Origin of the sequence: Paenibacillus gyeongsangnamensis (assembly GCF_027533625.1) — a bacterium.
In the GTDB taxonomy this organism is placed as follows: Bacteria; Bacillota; Bacilli; order Paenibacillales; family NBRC-103111; genus Paenibacillus_G; species Paenibacillus_G gyeongsangnamensis.
In genome coordinates this window covers 231,000-249,323 of the sequence record NZ_JAQAGZ010000004.1, presented here as the reverse complement: position 1 = coordinate 249,323, position 18,324 = coordinate 231,000, and the positions used below count along the sequence as shown (strand labels likewise).

Genomic DNA, 18,324 nt, shown 5'->3' with positions numbered 1-18,324 from the left:
ACCGTGCAACCTTATGATGTGCTCGTAGTGGATGACTCGTTTTTTATGAGGAAGCTGATCACCGATTTTATTTCGGAGGACCCGCAGCTTCGGGTCGTAGCTACGGCCAAGAACGGTAAGGAAGCCGTGGAATTGGTCCGCAAGCTGAAGCCCCAGGCGGTTACGATGGATATCGAGATGCCGGAAATGAACGGCTTGGATGCGCTCCGTCACATTATGAAGGAGAACCCGGTCCCCGTTATTATGCTCAGCAGCTTAACGCAAGAGGGCGCTGCGGAAACGATCCGGGCTTTGGAATGGGGCGCTTTTGATTTTGTTGGCAAGCCTTCCGGCTCCATCTCGCTGGACCTGCACAAGGTTAAGAAAATGCTGCTCGAGAAGCTCCGGGCAGCGGTTACGACGAATATGTCGCGGCATTGTAAGCCGCTTAAGCTGGAGGCCGCTCCGGCAGCCCCGGCCGAAAGGGAGGTCGCCGCAGCGAGGCAGGAGAATGCCGCGCCTGTTTCGTTCAGTCCTGCCGAAGCCGCTTCGTCCTTCGAACATTTGGTCGCCATCGGCACTTCGACAGGAGGACCGCGGGCGCTGCATACCGTGCTGTCCGGCATCCCCCAACATTTCCCGGCTCCGGTGCTGATCGTCCAGCATATGCCGCCCAATTTCACTAAATCGCTTGCCGTCAGACTTAATTCCATCTCGGGGCTTCGCGTGGTGGAGGCGGAGGAGGGGATGGTGCTGGAGAACTCGACCGCCTACATTGCACCTGGCGGGTTTCATATGACGGTTGCGCGTAACGGGAGCAAGGGATACAAAATTCATCTGACGAAGGATGAGCCGCGCGGCGGTCACCGCCCCTCTGTCGATGTGCTGTTTGAATCGTTGCTTCCGTTAAAAGAGCTGAAGCGGCATATCGTAATCATGACGGGCATGGGGTCGGACGGTGCGAAGGGGATGCAGGCTCTAGAGCGGGCTGGCGCCATGACCACGATCGCGGAGTCGGAAGAAACCTGCATCGTTTACGGCATGCCGCGTTCAGCCGTACAACTCGGCTGCGTGACCGACGTTTTGCCGCAGCAGGACATCGCGACCAGATTAAAGCAAGCCGTTGCCATGCGGCCGCAATGAGCCGCTTGGTTTACATAGCCAACTTTTGATGGAGGTGTGGTCATGGAATTGAATCAGTATCTCTCAATGTTTATCGATGAATCCAGAGATCATCTGCAGGCCATGAACGAGAATGTGCTCAGCCTGGAAAGCAGCCCGGAGGATATCAGCATCGTTCAGAACATCTTTCGTTCGGCGCATACGCTCAAAGGGATGTCGGCGACGATGGGTTTCGAGGACTTGGCTTCCTTAACGCACGAAATGGAAAATGTGCTTGATCTGGTTCGAAACAGCAAGCTGAAGATGGATTCATTTATATTCGATTATGTTTTTAAAAGCTTGGATGCGCTGGAAGCGATGGTAGAGGACATCATTCAAGGCGGCACCGGCAAAGCCGACGTCACGGAGATCGTTGCCGGACTGAAGTCCATCGTATCCGGCGATTATGTCAAAACGGGCGCCGCAGGCTCCGCCACCGCTTCTTCGGGCAGCGAAGCTTCCGCACCGTCCGGAGCGGAGCTGGATGAGTTCCAATATTCGATTCTGCTGCAGACCATTGAAGCCGGAATACCTGTGCTGAAGCTCACGGTCAGTATCCGGGAAGATTGCGTATTGAAGGCTGCCAGGGCTTACATGGTGTTCAACGTGCTGGAACAAAACGGCGAGGTCATTAAATCCAATCCTTCCGTGGAGGACATTGAGCAGGAGCGCTTCGACAAGTCGTTCTCGGTATTTTATATTTCTCAGATCGGTCAGGAAGAGCTGCACAAGCAGGTTTCCAGCGTCTCGGAGGTTGAGTCGGTTGAGCTGCTTGTGTTGGACAAAGAAAAGCTGAACCAGCTGATGCAGCCTCCAGCGGATGTCGTCCTGGCCGTGCAGGAAACCGCCGCCGCCGCCGCAGCCGCCGTGCAGGAAGCGCCGAAAGCGGAAGCGAAGAAGGCAGCGCCGCAAGGGGGAGCGCCGGTAGCCAATCGAACGATTCGCGTCGATATCGAACGGCTCGACACGCTGATGAACTTGTTCAGCGAGCTTCTGATCGACCGTGTTCGTCTGGAGCAGCTGGCCAGCGAAATCCGTAAGAACGAATTGACTGAAACCGTAGAGCATATGGCCAGAGTGAGCAGCGATCTCCAGAACATCGTGCTGAAGCTCCGGATGGTTCCGATCGACACGGTATTCAACCGGTTCCCGCGAATGATCCGGGACGTAGCCAAGACGCTCGATAAAAAAGTGGATCTGATCATTACCGGCGCGGATACGGAGCTGGACCGCACGGTGATCGACGAGATCGGAGACCCTCTCGTACATTTGCTGCGCAATGCGGTGGACCACGGTCTGGAGCCGACCGCGGACCGGATCCGTCTGGAAAAACCGGAAACGGGAACGATTTATTTGCGGGCTTATCACAGCGGAAATCATGTCTTTATCGAGATTGAGGAAGACGGACGGGGCATCAACCGGGAAGGCGTATTGAAAAAGGCGATCCAGAACGGTCTCATCACGGCGGAGCAGGCATCCCGATTAGCGGACGAGGAAGTGTACATGCTGCTCTTCGCCTCGGGCTTCAGCACGGCGGAGAAGATTTCGGATATATCCGGCCGGGGCGTAGGGCTCGATGTCGTGAAGACAAAGATCGAAAGTCTGGGCGGTCAAGTGCATGTTAGCTCCAAGTGGGGCAAAGGCTCCAAGTTTTCGGTTCAACTCCCGCTCACCCTGTCGATCATTGCCGCGATGCTGATCCGGTTGAAGTACGAGAAATTCGCGATTCCTTTATCTTCCATCGTTGAAACGATGGCCGTACAGAAGGAGCAAATCAGGACGGTTCACGGGAACCGGATGGTGGAATACCGCAGCAGCGTGATTCCGCTCATCCCGCTCGCTCAAGTGTTTGAAGTGCCGGGTGCTTCCGATGAAATTGAAAATGATACGCAAATTGTCGTCATCCGCAAGGGAGACAAGCTGGCCGCGCTTGTGGTGGACGAGTTTATCGGACAGCAGGAAATCGTTCTGAAATCGCTCGGAAAATATTTGACCAATCTGTTCGCGGTGTCCGGCGCAACGATTCTGGGCGACGGCCAGGTAGCATTGATCATTGATACCAATGCGCTCATCAAGTAAACCTTTTCCATATAGAACGTTCAGGATTCGATATCCAGAGGAGGCCTTTAAGCCATGGGACAAGAAATGAAAGTCATCGTTTTTGCTTTGGCGCACGAAGAGTACGGGGTTGAGGTCGAGAAGGTCAAAACGATCGAGCGGATGCAGCCGATGACGCGCGTTCCCAAAACGCCCCCATTCGTAAAAGGGGTCATCAACCTGCGGGGCGTCGTTACGCCTGTTATTGATCTGCGCGGACGCTTCGGCTTTCCCGAGAGTGAATTTACGGACAATTCCCGCATCATTATTGTCTCCGTAGGCGATATCGAGGTGGGGCTCATTGTGGATTCCGCGAATGATGTGATCGACGTGGATACCGACCATATCGATGATCCGCCGGAAATCGTCGGAGGCATTAAAGCCAAGTACTTGCGAGGCATCGCCAAAATCGGCGAGAGCCGGCTATTGATCCTGCTCAATCTGCAGGAAGTGCTCAACAAGAGCGAGATCATTCAATTGGAAAACTTGGAGGAATAGCGTGGATTCTTTCAGCTCGTTCGCCGAATTTCAAATGGATGTGCTCAAGGAAGTCGGCAATATCGGCGCCGGTCATGCGGCAACCGCACTTTCCAAGCTGCTCGACAAGCCGGTCGACATGCTGGTTCCAAAAGTGCGGATGGTGCACTTTGAAGAAATTGCCGACAGCGTGGGCGGAGCCGAGCAGGTGGTCATCGCCATCTTCCTGCGGGTCGAAGGGGAGACGCCGGGAAATCTGTTCTTCATTCTCAGTCTTGAATCGGCCAAAAAATTGCTTCGTAATCTGGTAGGAATTGAAGTGGTCAACGACGAAGAGTATTCGGAGATGGAATTATCTGCCTTGAACGAGATCGGCAACATTCTGGCGGGCTCCTATTTGACTTCGCTGGCCGATTTCACCCGGCTGAGCATGTCTCCGACGGTTCCATCTCTGGCCATCGATATGGCCGGAGCCATACTTAGCTATGGTCTGCTCCAATTCGGTCAAATGGGAGATCAAGCGCTTTTAATCGATACCAAGTTTTTGGACGGCAGCGATGAGGTGGAAGGCCACTTTTTTCTGATTCCCGACCCGGAATCCTTTGAACGAATCTTCGTTGCCTTGGGAGTGCATACTCCATGATTCAAGATAATTTAATCAAAGTAGGCATGGCCGACCTGAATGTGACGCACTTGACCGGAGTGCTCAAAACGACGGGACTCGGTTCCTGTGTGGGAATCACGCTTTACGATAATAAAGTCAAGATCGCGGGCATGGCGCACGTGATGCTTCCGACGTCCGATATTGCCAGAGAAGGAAAGCTGAATATCGCCAAATATGCCGATACCGCCATTCCGGAGCTGATCCGCAAGATGGAGGAGCTGGGTGCTCAGGTGAAGCGAATGGAAGCGAAAATGGCCGGCGGTGCACAAATGTTCTCCTTTGGCAGCCAGTCGGATACGATGCGCATTGGTCCCCGGAACGTTGAATCGTGCAAGGAAATGTTAAGCCGGTATTCGATTCCTCTGAAAGGCGAAGATACAGGTGGCAACTATGGAAGAACGATTGAATTCGACTGCGATACGGGAGTGCTCTTCATTCGCAGCGTACAACACGGGAACAAGGAACTATAGATGATGATCGGATCGATTCGTATAAATATTGTCGTCGGCGCCGCAGCGTTCGTTATAACGTTCATCCTGTCCATTTCGCACAATATTTGGGTGACGACGCTGCTACGCAGCTTTTACAGTTTTTTACTGTCGTTTGTTATTGTATTCGGGTGCCGATGGGTTCTCGGAAGCGTTGCCGGACTGAAACCATTTCCAGCGGATCCAGGCAATTCCGCTGCAGACGAATCCCATAAAGGCAATTCCTTTGACGCCACAACACCGGATGAAGAAGCGGATCTTCATCAAATGCTGAAGCCGGGAGCTGCGACCGGGGAAAACGTCGGGTTAGCCGAGTTTGCTCCGCTCAATCCGCCGAAGCTTTCGACCAAGCTTGCGGCCGGCCCGGACGAACTCACGCAAGCCGTGCGACGCATGACTGAAGAATAAGGGTGGTGAAGTCGGTTATGATCGGGCAAAAATCCCATCTGGCCAACATCGATGTCTGGGAGCAGTGGAGAGAAGAACGAATACTTGAGGCGAAGCAGGCGTTGATCGAAACTTATTTACCTTTGGTGGAGTATGTTTCGAACCGCCTCTCCATCGGACTGCCCAAAAATGTTTTAAAGGAAGATTTATCCAGCTGCGGCGTCATGGGTTTGATTGATGCGATTGAAAAATTCGACTATCAGCGAGGGCTTCAATTCGAGACCTACGCTTCCTGGCGTATCCGCGGTGCCATGATCGACGGTCTTCGCCAAGGCGATTGGGTGCCCAGATCGGTTCGTGAGAAGGCTAAACGGATCGAGGACGCGTACCAAAAGCTGGAGCAGCAGTACCTCCGCTCTGTAACGGATGCCGAAATCAGCGCCTATCTCCAGGTAAGCGAAGGGGAATTTCAGCAAATGGTCCAAGATATCGCCGTTACGACGGTATGCTCGATTGATGACCCGATTCGCGAAGAGGATTCGGAAACCCGGCTTTCCCTTCTCATCGACGAGAAAGCCAAAAATCCGGAATCCAAGGTGAACGAGTTTTATTTGAAAGATACGCTGGCCCAGGCGATTGAACGGCTCACCGAGAAGGAACGAACGGTGGTTTCTCTATTTTATTATGAAGAACTCTCCTTAAGTGAAATAGCCGAAGTGATGAGCCTCTCGCCATCCCGGATTTCTCAGCTACATTCGAAAGCGATTCTGCGGCTCAAAGGACATTTAAGCCGGCTCAAGACGCAGTTATTCTATAATTGACCTTTGAAAGGGGGGGGATTTATGACGGATACCGCGATGCCCTTAAGCTATTACCTGGATATCACTCTCTCCGACGACAAACTGCAAGCTTATATTCAGTTCACGAATTGCGAAGATTCGTTCGCCTTGAGCAGAGAACAGCTCGATGATTTTTTGAAGTCCCGTCAAATCGTGTTTGGCATTGATCAGGCTAAGCTGGCGGAAATCGTCCGAGATCCGAAATCCTTTTTCTTCAGCAAAACCTTGATTGCAAGCGGAATGCCTTCGGTCCCCGGCGAGGACGGCATTGTGAAGCTCGTATTCGATCTCGACGACCAATCCAAGAAACCGGCGGAGCTGGAAGACGGAAAGGTCGATTTTAAAGAAGTAACCTCCATCCATAACGTGCGGAAGGGGCAGCTGATTGCTCAGCGCATCCCTGCGGGCAGCGGGACGGCAGGCCGGGCCGTTACAGGGGAGTCTCTCGCCGCCAAAGACGGCAAGGAAGCCCGCTTCAAGATCGGAAAGAACGTGGTCACGGATCCCGATCAGCTCGCCCTCTATGCGGCCATCGACGGCATGGTCACGCGGACCGAACGGGATAAAATCAACGTGTTTCCGATCTATGAAGTAAACGGCGATCTGGATTACAATGTAGGCAATATCGACTTTGTAGGCACGGTCGTCATTCGGGGCAATGTGCTCCCGGGTTTTCGGATCCGGGCGGCCGGCGATATCCGCGTTACGGGGAGCGTAGACGGTGCCGATCTCGAATCCGAAGGCTCGATCGAAATCAGCGGCGGGATTCTGGGCCACAACAAAGGCGTGATCCGCGCGGGCAAGAAGATTAAGAGCTCGTTTATTCAGGACGCTACGGTGGAAGCGGGAGATGAGGTGCTGGTCAGCCAAAGCATTATGCATTCTCAGATCCGTGCCGGGAAGAACGTAATTTGCAAAGGAACAAAGGGCCTGATCGTCGGCGGATTGATCCAAGCGGGAGAGCGGGTTATCGTACGTACGGTCGGCAACTCGATGTCCACTGTAACGGTCATCGAGGTAGGCGTGCTGCCGGAGCTCCGTAACGAGCTGCAGCAGCTGCGCACGCATCTCCGTTCGCTTCACGACAATTTGGATAAGACCGAGAAAGCGTTAGTATTGCTGGATCAGCTCGCGGCCGCCGGACAGCTCGGCCCCGATAAGGTAGCGATGCGGATCAAGCTCAACCATACCAAAAAGCAAGTGTCGGATGACCTTGTACTGTCCAAGGAACGGATGCTGGAGATCGAGAAATCGCTGGAAGACTCGGAGCGGGCCAAGGTGGAAGTGATATCGAACGTGTACGGCGGGACGAAGGTCGTGATCGGCCGTTACACCAAATTTGTTAAGGATACCGCTCCGCGGGTCGTGTTCCAGCTGCAGGACGGGGACATCGCCATGCATCCTTTGGTTTAATGATTCTCCGGGAGTCTGATCTGCGAAGGGGGGCGAAAAGCGGATGAGCCTAAGGGCGATAGAAATGCAGTTTGCTCTCCATAAAAACGATGAAGCCGGAATCAAGCAGCAGCTCTTGATGCACAAACCGGTATCGGATCAAACCATGCTGGCTGCGGAAACGGATAAGAATACGGTTCGCGAGCGCACGGTCAGCAGCAAGACGGAGGAAACGAATCAAGCCGCCATCCGGGATGAAGGCCGCTCTTCGGAGCAAGGTATGGGAAGGAACGGGAGCCCGCGCAGAAAGCAGGCCGTCAAGCCGCAGAAGAAGCTCGACGGCCGCAACGCGGACCATCCTTATAAAGGGCTTCATATCGATTTGTCCCTCTAGGGAATAAGATGCAGGAATTAGGTGAACGCTTTGAATCAACCGTGGTTGTATATCGTATTAATCGGAGTTGTGATTATCGTGTATGCGATGATCCTGCCGAGCACGCGGGAGCCGAAGCGCCGCGATCAAGCGATGCTGAGCGAGATGGAAGAAACGATGGAGCATTTCGCGGCGGAGCTGGAGGAGCAGAATCAGGCGCTCATCCGGATGTTCGCGGATACGAAGAAGGAATACGAGATCCATTCCGCCAAGCTTGCGGCCCGTGTCGAGCTTTTGGAGAAGCAGAACGACCAGCTGCAGCAGAACGTATCCAAGATCAGCTATGAAAGGGAGCAGGGGGAGAGCAGGCCTTCCTCGGGAAGCTCTTATTCGGCTTTGTCCGGGGAGGCCGCGGCCTTGTCCGAACGGCAATCCGCAGTCGCCGAAGCCGAAACCGGAGCGGCGGAACAACCGCAAGCCGCGCTTGAACCGATTGCGACGCCTGCCGCGCTAATGAACATTAAGCAGCGGTACTCCGAGCTGTTCGAGCTGTATGATCAAGGAAAGTCCTCCGACGCGATTGCGAAGAAGCTCGGCATGAACAAAGGCGAGATCCACTTGATTCTTCAGCTGGCCAAACGGGAGGAGCAAGCCGATGTTTAACAACAAACCGCTCTTGTACGGTCTCGGCTCCGGATTGATTGCCGGCGCGATACTGCTTCAGCTGATGAATGTGGCTGCCGCTCCGGGAGGAAAATCTGCGGTGCCCGCTCCGACGCTGGAGGATATGGACAGCAATCAAATCCGGCAGGTCGCATCCAAATATTTTGTCGTGAACGATAAAAACGCCCAGATTTATAACCAGAAGCAGGTCGACGACCTCATCCAGCAGCGGCTGAAGGAAGAGGCCGCTAAACAGCAGGGTTCTTCGGTCATAAGGGAAACCTACATTTATATCTCTGAAGGGCAGACCTCCTTCCAAGTCGCCGACATGCTGCTTCAAAGCGGCGTTGTCACCGACAAGAAGGCTTTTGAGGACGAGATGAACAAACGCAAGATGAACGGCAAGATCGTGGCGGGAACGCATGTTTTTAAAGGTCCGGCGGATCTTGACGGAGTCATTGCGAATATTACTTCTAAATAAGACGGATTCGGCTGCGGCCGAAAACCCGTCTTTTCCTTTTTAGTTGATAAACGCGCTGGTCTTGTAAGACAAGAACGGCGTAGCCGTTCAGATTGACGAGAAACCCAGATATACTGAAAAATGCCAAAGGTGTAGGAGGGGTATCCCCTGTTGGAGCGATAGCGTCCGCCTTTGTTATCGGAAAATTACCGCTGTATAACGGATTAATTGAAAATTTTCCGATAACAACAGCGGCCGGAAGGGGATACCCCACCGGGTACCAAGGCGGTTTTTCTATTTCATGGGTTTCTCTACAGCCTGAACGGCGTAGCCGTTTATCACGGCCGCTTCATTTCGACAAAGTGTTGCAACCGATTTTCAGTTATGGTATAGTAATTTTCGGTGTTAAAATCACACGGCGATTAATTCCGGCAAGGGTGCTTCCATCGGGAGTTTTGACGGAAGATGCGATCGGCGGAGGAAAACACAAAACCAAATATGAGGAGGTGTGTGAGGATGGCAGTTATCTCCATGAAACAGCTTCTTGAAGCTGGGGTACACTTCGGTCACCAAACCCGTCGTTGGAACCCTAAGATGGATCGATACATCTTCACCGAAAGAAACGGAATTTACATTATTGACCTGCAAAAGACGGTTAAAAAGGTTGAGGAAGCTTACAACTTCGTTAAATCCGTTGCAGGCGAGAACGGGACAATCCTGTTCGTAGGCACCAAGAAACAAGCTCAAGATTCCGTTAAAGAGGAAGCTGAGCGCTGCGGCATGTACTACATCAACCAACGTTGGCTGGGTGGTACGCTCACGAACTTCCAAACGATCAAATCCCGGATCGACCGTCTCCACCAGTTGGAGAAGTGGGAGCAAGACGGCACGTTTGAAGTTCTTCCTAAGAAAGAAGTTATCATCCTTCGCAAAGAAAAAGAGCGCCTTGAGAAGTTCCTTGGCGGTATCTCTCATATGAAGGGTCTTCCGAGCGCATTGTTCATCATCGACCCGCGCAAAGAGCGCATCGCGGTTGCGGAAGCCCGCAAGCTTGGTATCCCGATCGTAGGTATCGTTGATACGAACTGCGATCCGGACGAAATCGATTATGTCATTCCGGGTAATGACGACGCGATCCGCGCAGTGAAGCTGCTGACGGCGAAGATTGCCGACGCGGTAATCGAAGCTCATCAAGGCGAAGAAACATCAGCTTAATGGCATGAATACAGAAAGGGTGGTTTAAAGGTGCAAAATCCTTTCACCGCCCTTTTTTTAAGGTAGAGGCTTACATATCCAATCCAAGGAGGCCACAATTATGGCAGTTAGTGCAGCAGCGGTAAAAGAATTGCGCGAAAAAACAGGAGCAGGCATGCTCGATTGCAAAAAAGCATTGGAAGAAGCAAACGGCGATTTGACGAAAGCGGGCGAGCTTCTTCGCGAGAAGGGTCTTGCGGCGGCTGCCAAGAAATCCGACCGGATTGCAACGGAAGGCATGATCGAGTCCTACATCCACGCCGGCGGCAAAATCGGCGTTCTGGTTGAAGTTAACTCCGAAACCGACTTCGTTGCCAAGAACGAGCAGTTCCGTACGTTCGTGCGCGATGTGGCTTTGCACATCGCAGCAGCGAATCCGAAATACCTCCGCCGCGAAGAAGTGCCTCAAGAGGCGCTGGACAAAGAGCGTGAAATCTTGACGAACCAAGCGCTCAACGAAGGCAAGCCGGAGAAAATCGTTGAGAAAATCGTTGACGGCCGTATCTCCAAGTACTACGAAGAGTACTGCTTGCTCGAGCAGCCTTTCGTCAAGGATCCGGACAAAACGGTTGAAGAAGTGCTGAAGGAAAAAATCGCAACGATCGGAGAAAACCTCTCCATCCGCCGCTTTGTCCGTTATGAGCTGGGCGAAGGCCTTGAGAAGAAGCAAGAAAACTTCGCAGAAGAAGTCATGTCCCAAGTTAAACTTTAATTGAATACATGGAATGAGGGAACACGCTGTGTTCCTTCTTTTTTAACAATATAGAGAGTAAGTTCGCTAAAGCGTTAGGCGGACTTAAATCGATAGAATGATTCTCGGCGGGCTTATGGTCCGCATCCCTCCTGATAAAAGGCTGCCTTGTAAGGCAAGAACGGCGCAGCCGTTTATCCTGGCAGGGAAGGTTTGATTGAAACGGAGGGTTAGCGCTTGGAACGTCCGACATATAAACGAGTCGTATTAAAATTAAGCGGTGAGGCCTTGGCCGGCCAGCAGGGGTATGGAATTGACTCCGATATGATCTCCACGATCGCAGAGCAGGTCAAAGACGTATTCGATCTTGGGGTCGAAGTGGCGATCGTCGTAGGCGGCGGCAACATCTGGCGAGGCATTGCCGGAAGCGCCAAAGGCATCGACCGCGCTACCGCGGACTACATGGGCATGCTCGCGACCGTCATGAACTCGCTGGCCCTGCAGGATGCTCTAGAAAATATCGGCGTGCCGACACGGGTTCAGAGCTCCATTAATATGCAGCAGGTGGCTGAGCCGTATATCCGCCGCCGTGCGATCCGGCATCTGGAGAAGGGACGCGTCGTTATTTTCGCGGCGGGGACGGGGAATCCTTATTTCTCAACCGATACGACGGCAGCGCTGCGTGCGGCGGAGATCGAAGCGGAAGTCATCCTGATGGCCAAGAACAAGGTGGACGGCGTTTACTCAGCGGATCCGTTCAAGGACGCTACCGCTAAAAAATTCGAGACGTTGACTTATCTCGAAGTGCTCAACAAGAACCTCGGGGTAATGGACTCTACAGCATCCTCCTTATGCATGGATAACAACATTCCGTTAATCGTCTTCTCCATCACCGAGAGAGGCAATATCAAACGGGTTGTCCTTGGTGATAAGATCGGTACGATTGTGAAAGGGAGCGTGTAAACAATGCCTCAAACGATCAAGAAGAACGCAGAGGAGCGGATGGAGAAAGCGGTCGGCTCCTTGAAGAAGGAGCTGTCCTCGCTCAGAGCCGGACGCGCGACTCCTGCACTGCTCGACCGCGTACAAGTGGAATATTACGGCTCCATGACGCCGGTGAACCAGCTGGCGAACATCAATACGCCGGATTCCCGTACGCTCATGATTCAGCCTTGGGACAAAAGCTCGATGTCTGCCATCGAGAAGGCGATCATGAAATCCGACCTTGGCTTGACGCCATCCAATGATGGCAGCTCGATCCGGATCGTAATTCCGGCCCTTACGGAGGAGCGCCGCGCGGAGCTGGTCAAGATGACCAAGAAGTTCGGGGAAGAAGCGAAGGTGGCGATCCGCAACATCCGCCGCGACGCGAACGACGACGTGAAGAAGCTCGAGAAGAACGGGATTTCCGAAGACGAGTCCCGCAGACACCAGGAAGATATTCAGAAGTTTACGGACAAGTTTATTGCCGAAGTAGATAAAGTATTAAGCGCCAAAGAAAAAGAAATTATGGAAGTTTAAGGTGAAGCCCCCCTTATTCAAGGGGGCTTTTAGTCTTTCCTCATGGGGGATTAGAATAATGAAGCCATTCAAGCGATGGTTTGGAAGCAAACCGGAAGGGGAAGAGCTGATACAACAGCTCGATTCAGACAATATTCCGAATCATGTCGCCGTCATTATGGACGGAAACGGCCGCTGGGCGCAGAAGCGCGGCTTGCCTAGAGTGGCTGGACATCATTCCGGCATGAAGAACGTGAAGAAGATCACGATGGCAGCGAACGCCATAGGGGTTCGAGTGCTGACCATGTACGCTTTTTCAACGGAAAATTGGAAACGCCCGAAAGAAGAAGTCGATTACTTAATGAAGCTTCCTATGGAATTTTTTCCGAAAGAAATCGATGAGCTGATCGCCAATAACGTTCAAATCCGAATGACCGGCTGGCACGAAGGGCTGCCGGATTATACGCTGAAGGCGATTCAGGATGCCATAGATCAGACAAAGAACAATACGGGTCTTATTCTTAATTTTGCCTTGAACTATGGCAGCCGCAAGGAAATGCTAAGAGGCATCCAGCGGCTTGTCGCCGACGTAAAGCAGGGCGAAATCAGCGGCGAGGAAATTGACGAGTCACTCTTCTCCCGCTATTTGCTTACGGATCCACTGCCGGATCCGGATCTCTTGATCCGGACGAGCGGCGAGCTGAGGATCAGCAATTTCATGCTGTGGCAGCTGGCTTACTCCGAGCTGTGGTTTACGGAGCTGTGCTGGCCCGAGTTCAAAGAGCACAATTTCTATGAGGCGATTCAAGAATATCAGCGCCGCGCAAGAAGATACGGCGGGTTATAGCAGAGAAAAGAGGAACCTGAATTGAAGCAGCGGATCATCACCGGTCTGATCGCCGGGGTAGGTTTTATTGCCCTTCTCCTGCTCGGAGGTTATTGGTTTGCCGGTCTACTTCTCGTCTTGTCCTTCATCGGATATGACGAGTTCTTGCGTATGAACAAACTGAAGGACAACAAAGCGCTGACCTTACTCGGTTATTTGGGCGTAATTTGTTTGACTCTGCAGGGACAGCTGGCTGGCATGACGCCAGAGCGGATCACCTGGGTCTTTCTTTTTCTGTTTATGGCGCTTACCGTCATTTCCAAGAACAAGACGACCATCGATCAAGCAGCTATGGCGTTTATCGGAATGGTGTATATCGGCTTCGGCTTTCATTACATGCTGGCGACGCGTTGGATGGAGGAGGGGGGTCTCTTCTGGACGCTGCTCGTATTCTTCTGCATTTGGACAACGGATTCCGGAGCTTATTTTACCGGCAGTTGGTTAGGTAAGACGCCTCTGTGGCCTACCATCTCACCCAAGAAATCGGTTGAAGGGGCGATCGGCGGCGTGGTGCTGTCGATCGTGGTGGCCGTTGTGTTCGCATTCGTGCGTCCGGAGCTGTTATCCTGGCAGCTGGCCGTTTGGATCGGGCTCTTGATTGCGGTCGTCGGCCAGATGGGCGACTTGATTCAATCGGCCTATAAACGGGTGAAGGGGATCAAGGATACGGGAACGATTCTTCCGGGCCATGGCGGCGTGCTGGACCGGACCGACAGCTGGCTGATCGTGTTTCCTTTTCTGCATATGCTTGCCTTGCTGCCGAGCGTATAATTCCGAGCAGAGGTGAACGGCATGAAAAAAATTAGCATTCTGGGTTCTACCGGCTCCATTGGCACTCAGACGCTCGACGTGGTTTCCCATTATCCCGAGCTTTTTGCTGTCGAAGGACTGGCAGGAGGACATAATGTCGAGCTGCTGGCGGAACAAGCGCGGGCATTCAAGCCGAAGAAGGTATCGGTAGCTACTAAAGCGCTCGCCGACAAGCTGCTGGCAGATATTCCTTCCGGAACTGAGGTCTTTTATGGCGAAGAAGGGCTGCTGGAAATTGCGGCAGCGACGGATGCGGACGTTGTGGTCACGGCGCTCGTCGGAAGCCAAGGCCTGAAGCCGACGCTGGCGGCCGTGGAAGCCGGCAAGCAAATCGGTCTGGCCAACAAAGAAACGCTGGTAAGCGCCGGGCATTTGGTAACGGAGCTTGCTTCGAGGCGGAACGTGCAGCTGCTGCCGATCGACAGCGAGCATTCGGCGATTTTCCAGTGCTTGAACGGAGAATCGAAGGAACGCATACATAACATTACGCTGACAGCCTCCGGAGGATCGTTCCGCGACCGAACGCGCGAGGAGCTGCACGGCGTTACGGTGCAGGATGCGCTCAAGCATCCGAACTGGTCGATGGGCGCCAAGATTACGATTGACTCGGCAACCATGGTGAACAAAGGGCTTGAGGTCATCGAGGCACATTGGCTGTTCGGATTGTCTTATGAACAAATTAACGTCCTGATTCATCCGGAGAGCATCATTCATTCGTTTGTTGAGTTCGTCGATCACAGCATCATTGCCCAGCTGGGCATGCCGGATATGCGGGTGCCGATTCAGTATGCGCTTACGTATCCGGACCGGATGCGGACGCCTTCGCAGCGGCTCAGTCTGGCGGAGGTCGGCCGGCTCCATTTTCGCGAGATGGACCTGGACCGGTATCCGTGTCTCCGTATGGCTTACGAGAGCGGACGGGCGGGCGGCTCGGTTCCCGCGGTGTTTAATGCGGCCAATGAAGTGGCGGTAGAGCGCTTCTTGAAGGGAGAGATCGGCTTCCTTCACATTGAGGACTTGATCGCGTCTGTTCTGGATCGACATACCGCGGTGAAGGTACCGGAGCTGCAGCATATTCTTGAGATCGACCGGTGGGCCAGGGTAGCGGCCTCGGGGATCCGTTTCACCCTATGAACGAAGCTTTCGAAGCCCGCCGCGGCAGGCATGTTTACGGCCCGGAGTGAATAGGTTTCATAACATGGCGCAGCTTGTATTCCCTACGCAAATAATGTTAATCTTAGTATCAAAGAAGCGCCCTTCCATGAACCTGCTATAGACACTCGTGCTTAAGGAGGCCGTAAAGATTTGGCTACGCTGCAGAATGCACTTCAGATTGTGCTTATGTTTTTTGTTCTCGTATCGATTCATGAATGGGGACATTATTATTTTGCGAAACGCGCGGGTATTCTTGTCAGGGAATTCGCGATCGGCTTCGGGCCGAAGCTCGTATCTTTTAAGCGTGGAGAAACCCGCTATACGTTAAGACTTCTGCCCATCGGCGGCTTTGTCCGGATGGCCGGGGAAGACCCGGAAATCGTACAAATCAACCCGGGACAGCGCATCGCGCTGAAGCTTGAGGATGGCAGGTCGACGCATCTGTATCTCAACGAATTTGAACAACGCTCCGGAGCGCTGGAAGGCGTAGTAGAGAAGATCGATCTCGAAAAGGACTTGTTTGTCCGCCTCGATGTCGACGGTGATGTCCAAAGGTACCCCATCGATCCGCAAGCGCTCATGGTGAGCAAGGATAAGGAAACGCAAATCGCTCCGCTCGATCGCCAGTTCGGCAGCAAAACCGTAGGGCAGCGCGCATTGTCCATAGCGGCGGGTCCGGTAATGAACTTCCTGCTGGCATTCGTGCTGTTCGTTACCGTGGTGTTCATGGCGGGCGTACCGGATAAAGTGAAGATTATGGATACCGTCCCCGGATCTCCCGCGCAGAAGGCGGGACTGCAGGCAGGCGATCTGATCCTGAATGTCAACGGAGAGCCGATCGGCGCCGATCGCAACAAGCTGACGAGCCAGATCAAGCAATCGGTGAATAAGCCGATGATCTGGATCATCGAGCGGAATAAAGAGCAGATGCGCAAAGAGGTTGTGCCGGCCGAGGATCAGGGCAGCGGGAAAATCGGCGTCACACTCACCGCGGAAACCCGTCCCGCATCCTTGTCCGAGGGCATCACGAACGGCTGGAGCAGCATGACGTCAGCGACCGCATCGATCCTGGACAGCTTCGGCAAGCTGGTTACGCTCCAGTTTAAAATGGAGGATATGGCCGGACCGGTCGGCATCGTGAAGTTTACGAGCGAGCAGGCTAGTGCCGGCTGGGCTCAGTACATTTTCTGGGCGGGGCTGCTCAGCCTGTATCTCGGCATCTTCAACCTGCTGCCGTTTCCGGCGCTGGACGGAAGCCGGCTGGTATTTCTCCTGCTGGAGGCGGTTCGCGGCAAGCCGGTGGATCCGAGCCGGGAAAGCATGGTTCATTTTGTCGGATTCGCTATGCTGATGCTTTTAATGATCGCCGTGACTTATAATGATATTTTGCGTTTAATCAAAGGATAAGGGGACAGCGAATGCAGACGCCCATGACGCGGGAAACCTCCCGTTCATCGGCGTCGCTTTCGGTTGATGAATAATCACGAATAGCTTCTTTCGTGTCAGGGGGATAACGATGTCGAACGATAAGCAGTTTGTCAAAGAAATTACGCCGCAGAGCGAGGATTTTTCCCGTTGGTATATCGATACGATCAAGAAGGCGGATCTGATGAGCTATTCGCCGGTTCGCGGCTGTATCGTCTTCAAGCCGGACGGCTACGAGCTTTGGGAAAACATCCAGAAAGAGCTGGACCGCCGGTTTAAAGAGACGGGGCACCGCAACGCATACTTCCCGCTCTTCATCCCCGAGAGCTTCTTCCAGAAGGAGAAGGAGCATGTGGAGGGCTTTAACCCGGAGCTGCCGTTCGTAACGGAAGCGGGCGGCGAAAAGCTGGAGGAGCGGCTCGCTATCCGTCCGACCTCGGAGACCATGGTCGGCCATATGTATGCCGAGTGGATTCAATCGTACCGCGATCTGCCGCTGCTCATTAACCAATGGGCGAACGTCGTCCGCTGGGAGAAACGAACGATGCCGTTCCTTCGCACCAGCGAATTCCTGTGGCAGGAAGGCCATACGGCGCATGAGGACGAAGCGGACGCACGCAAAGAAACGATGCAGATGCTGGAAATTTACCGCGACTTCGCCGAGAACTATTTGGCGATTCCGGTCATTATGGGGCAGAAGACGCCTTCCGAGAAATTCGCCGGCGCGGTGGATACGTTCTCGATCGAGGCGATGATGAAGGACGGCAAGGCGGTGCAGGCGGGAACCTCCCACTACCTCGGCACGAATTTCGCCGTAGCGTTCGACATCAAATTCCTTGACCGCGAGAATCAGCAGCAGTTCTGCCATACCACCTCGTGGGGCGTCAGCACGCGTCTGATCGGGGCGCTGATCATGGTGCACGGCGACGACCGTGGCCTTGCGCTTCCTCCGAAGATCGCGCCGACGCAGGTCGTCATGATTCCGATCGGCCCGGCCAAGACACGCGAGCAAGTGAACGCCCGGGTGCGGGAATTGTACGCAGAGCTGAAGAAGGCGGGCGTCCGTGTCATGGTGGACGACGACCCTAGCCAAAGCCCTGGCTGGAAGTTTAACGAATATGAAATGCGCGGCGTGCCGGTTCGCGTGGAGCTTGGGCCTCGCGACATGGACAATGGACAAGTTGTGCTCGTGTCCCGCATTACCGGGGAGAAGCGCATCGTAGCTCAGGACCGTTTTGTCGAAGAAGTACAAAAATTGTTGACGGAAACCCATCAGGAAATGTATGATCGAGCCAAGCGGTTCCGCGACGACCATATGGCTCAGGTGGATACCATCGAGGATCTAAAGTCGTTCCTGGAGCAGAAGCGCGGTTTCGTATATGCGGGCTGGTGCGGCTCGAACGCCTGCGAGGCGCAAGTGAAAGAGGAAACCGGTGCGACGAGCCGGAACATTCCTTTTGAGCCGGAAGTGCACAAATCGACATGCCTGGCCTGCGGGGAAGCGGCCAAGCATACGGTCGTCTTCGGACGAGCTTACTAATGAAGTCATAAGGGCAAAACGGGACGCAACTCATTCCTTTTGTCCTTTCCTTTTTCTTGGGAGAATTGGCAGTTCACATGTGG

The 18,324-nt window shown here is 53.6% G+C and carries 21 protein-coding genes; all 21 read left to right on the top strand.

The genetic code is table 11. The annotated features are described in order from the left end of the window. Positions 1–3: 3 nt before the first annotated feature. On the top strand, positions 4–1,122 hold the full coding sequence (locus O9H85_RS07885) for a protein-glutamate methylesterase/protein-glutamine glutaminase (RefSeq protein WP_269880772.1): 1,119 nt from the start codon (positions 4–6) through the stop codon (positions 1,120–1,122). A 42-nt stretch (positions 1,123–1,164) separates the two neighbouring features. Further along, entirely contained in the window at positions 1,165–3,219 is a 2,055-nt protein-coding gene (locus O9H85_RS07880; protein ID WP_269880771.1) for a chemotaxis protein CheA, read from the top strand. Positions 3,220–3,273: 54 nt separating this feature from the next. Next, entirely contained in the window at positions 3,274–3,735 is a 462-nt protein-coding gene (locus tag O9H85_RS07875) for a chemotaxis protein CheW (RefSeq protein ID WP_269880770.1), read from the top strand. A gap of 34 nt (positions 3,736–3,769) precedes the next feature. Further along, entirely contained in the window at positions 3,770–4,357 is a 588-nt protein-coding gene (locus tag O9H85_RS07870) for a chemotaxis protein CheC (protein ID WP_409348116.1), read from the top strand. Next, positions 4,354–4,848 carry a chemotaxis protein CheD gene (locus tag O9H85_RS07865; protein ID WP_269880768.1) on the top strand — a complete coding sequence of 165 codons (495 nt, stop codon included), beginning with the start codon at positions 4,354–4,356 and terminating at the stop codon, positions 4,846–4,848. Before O9H85_RS07870 ends, O9H85_RS07865 begins: the two co-directional genes overlap by 4 nt. Next, positions 4,849–5,274: a hypothetical protein gene (locus tag O9H85_RS07860; RefSeq protein WP_269880767.1), complete on the top strand. Its 426-nt coding sequence runs from the start codon at positions 4,849–4,851 to the stop codon at positions 5,272–5,274. It begins immediately after the preceding gene. A gap of 17 nt (positions 5,275–5,291) precedes the next feature. Further along, positions 5,292–6,074, top strand: a complete 783-nt coding sequence (locus O9H85_RS07855) for a FliA/WhiG family RNA polymerase sigma factor (RefSeq protein ID WP_269880766.1) — start codon at positions 5,292–5,294, stop codon at positions 6,072–6,074. A 21-nt stretch (positions 6,075–6,095) separates the two neighbouring features. After that, positions 6,096–7,505 (top strand): DUF342 domain-containing protein, encoded by a 1,410-nt coding sequence (locus O9H85_RS07850; RefSeq protein WP_269880765.1) that lies wholly within the window; start codon positions 6,096–6,098, stop codon positions 7,503–7,505. Positions 7,506–7,548: 43 nt separating this feature from the next. Continuing rightward, positions 7,549–7,878 (top strand): hypothetical protein, encoded by a 330-nt coding sequence (locus O9H85_RS07845; RefSeq protein ID WP_269880764.1) that lies wholly within the window; start codon positions 7,549–7,551, stop codon positions 7,876–7,878. Positions 7,879–7,908: 30 nt separating this feature from the next. Next, positions 7,909–8,520 carry a hypothetical protein gene (locus O9H85_RS07840; protein ID WP_269880763.1) on the top strand — a complete coding sequence of 204 codons (612 nt, stop codon included), beginning with the start codon at positions 7,909–7,911 and terminating at the stop codon, positions 8,518–8,520. Continuing rightward, positions 8,513–9,001 carry a hypothetical protein gene (locus tag O9H85_RS07835; protein ID WP_269880762.1) on the top strand — a complete coding sequence of 163 codons (489 nt, stop codon included), beginning with the start codon at positions 8,513–8,515 and terminating at the stop codon, positions 8,999–9,001. The genes O9H85_RS07840 and O9H85_RS07835 overlap by 8 nt, the downstream gene beginning before the upstream one ends. 92 nt (positions 9,002–9,093) lie before the next feature. Next, positions 9,094–9,528 carry a hypothetical protein gene (locus tag O9H85_RS07830; protein WP_269880760.1) on the top strand — a complete coding sequence of 145 codons (435 nt, stop codon included), beginning with the start codon at positions 9,094–9,096 and terminating at the stop codon, positions 9,526–9,528. Beyond that, entirely contained in the window at positions 9,497–10,195 is a 699-nt protein-coding gene (rpsB, locus tag O9H85_RS07825) for a 30S ribosomal protein S2 (protein WP_269880759.1), read from the top strand. The genes O9H85_RS07830 and rpsB overlap by 32 nt, the downstream gene beginning before the upstream one ends. Positions 10,196–10,295: 100 nt before the next feature. Then, positions 10,296–10,946, top strand: a complete 651-nt coding sequence (gene tsf / locus O9H85_RS07820; protein ID WP_269880758.1) for a translation elongation factor Ts — start codon at positions 10,296–10,298, stop codon at positions 10,944–10,946. Positions 10,947–11,162: 216 nt separating this feature from the next. Further along, complete coding sequence (gene pyrH / locus O9H85_RS07815) at positions 11,163–11,888, top strand: UMP kinase (protein WP_269880756.1); 726 nt, start codon at positions 11,163–11,165, stop codon at positions 11,886–11,888. Positions 11,889–11,891: 3 nt separating this feature from the next. After that, positions 11,892–12,446, top strand: coding sequence for a ribosome recycling factor (gene frr, locus O9H85_RS07810; RefSeq protein ID WP_269880755.1), 555 nt, complete (start codon positions 11,892–11,894; stop codon positions 12,444–12,446). Positions 12,447–12,504: 58 nt separating this feature from the next. Continuing rightward, positions 12,505–13,272, top strand: a complete 768-nt coding sequence (locus tag O9H85_RS07805) for an isoprenyl transferase (protein WP_269880754.1) — start codon at positions 12,505–12,507, stop codon at positions 13,270–13,272. A 21-nt stretch (positions 13,273–13,293) separates the two neighbouring features. Further along, positions 13,294–14,082 carry a phosphatidate cytidylyltransferase gene (locus O9H85_RS07800; RefSeq protein WP_269880753.1) on the top strand — a complete coding sequence of 263 codons (789 nt, stop codon included), beginning with the start codon at positions 13,294–13,296 and terminating at the stop codon, positions 14,080–14,082. 21 nt (positions 14,083–14,103) lie between these two features. Further along, positions 14,104–15,255: a 1-deoxy-D-xylulose-5-phosphate reductoisomerase gene (locus O9H85_RS07795; RefSeq protein ID WP_269880752.1), complete on the top strand. Its 1,152-nt coding sequence runs from the start codon at positions 14,104–14,106 to the stop codon at positions 15,253–15,255. A 171-nt stretch (positions 15,256–15,426) separates the two neighbouring features. Further along, complete coding sequence (gene rseP, locus O9H85_RS07790; protein ID WP_269880751.1) at positions 15,427–16,683, top strand: RIP metalloprotease RseP; 1,257 nt, start codon at positions 15,427–15,429, stop codon at positions 16,681–16,683. A gap of 109 nt (positions 16,684–16,792) precedes the next feature. Next, entirely contained in the window at positions 16,793–18,241 is a 1,449-nt protein-coding gene (gene proS / locus O9H85_RS07785) for a proline--tRNA ligase (RefSeq protein WP_269880750.1), read from the top strand. The last annotated feature ends 83 nt before the right edge of the window (positions 18,242–18,324 follow it).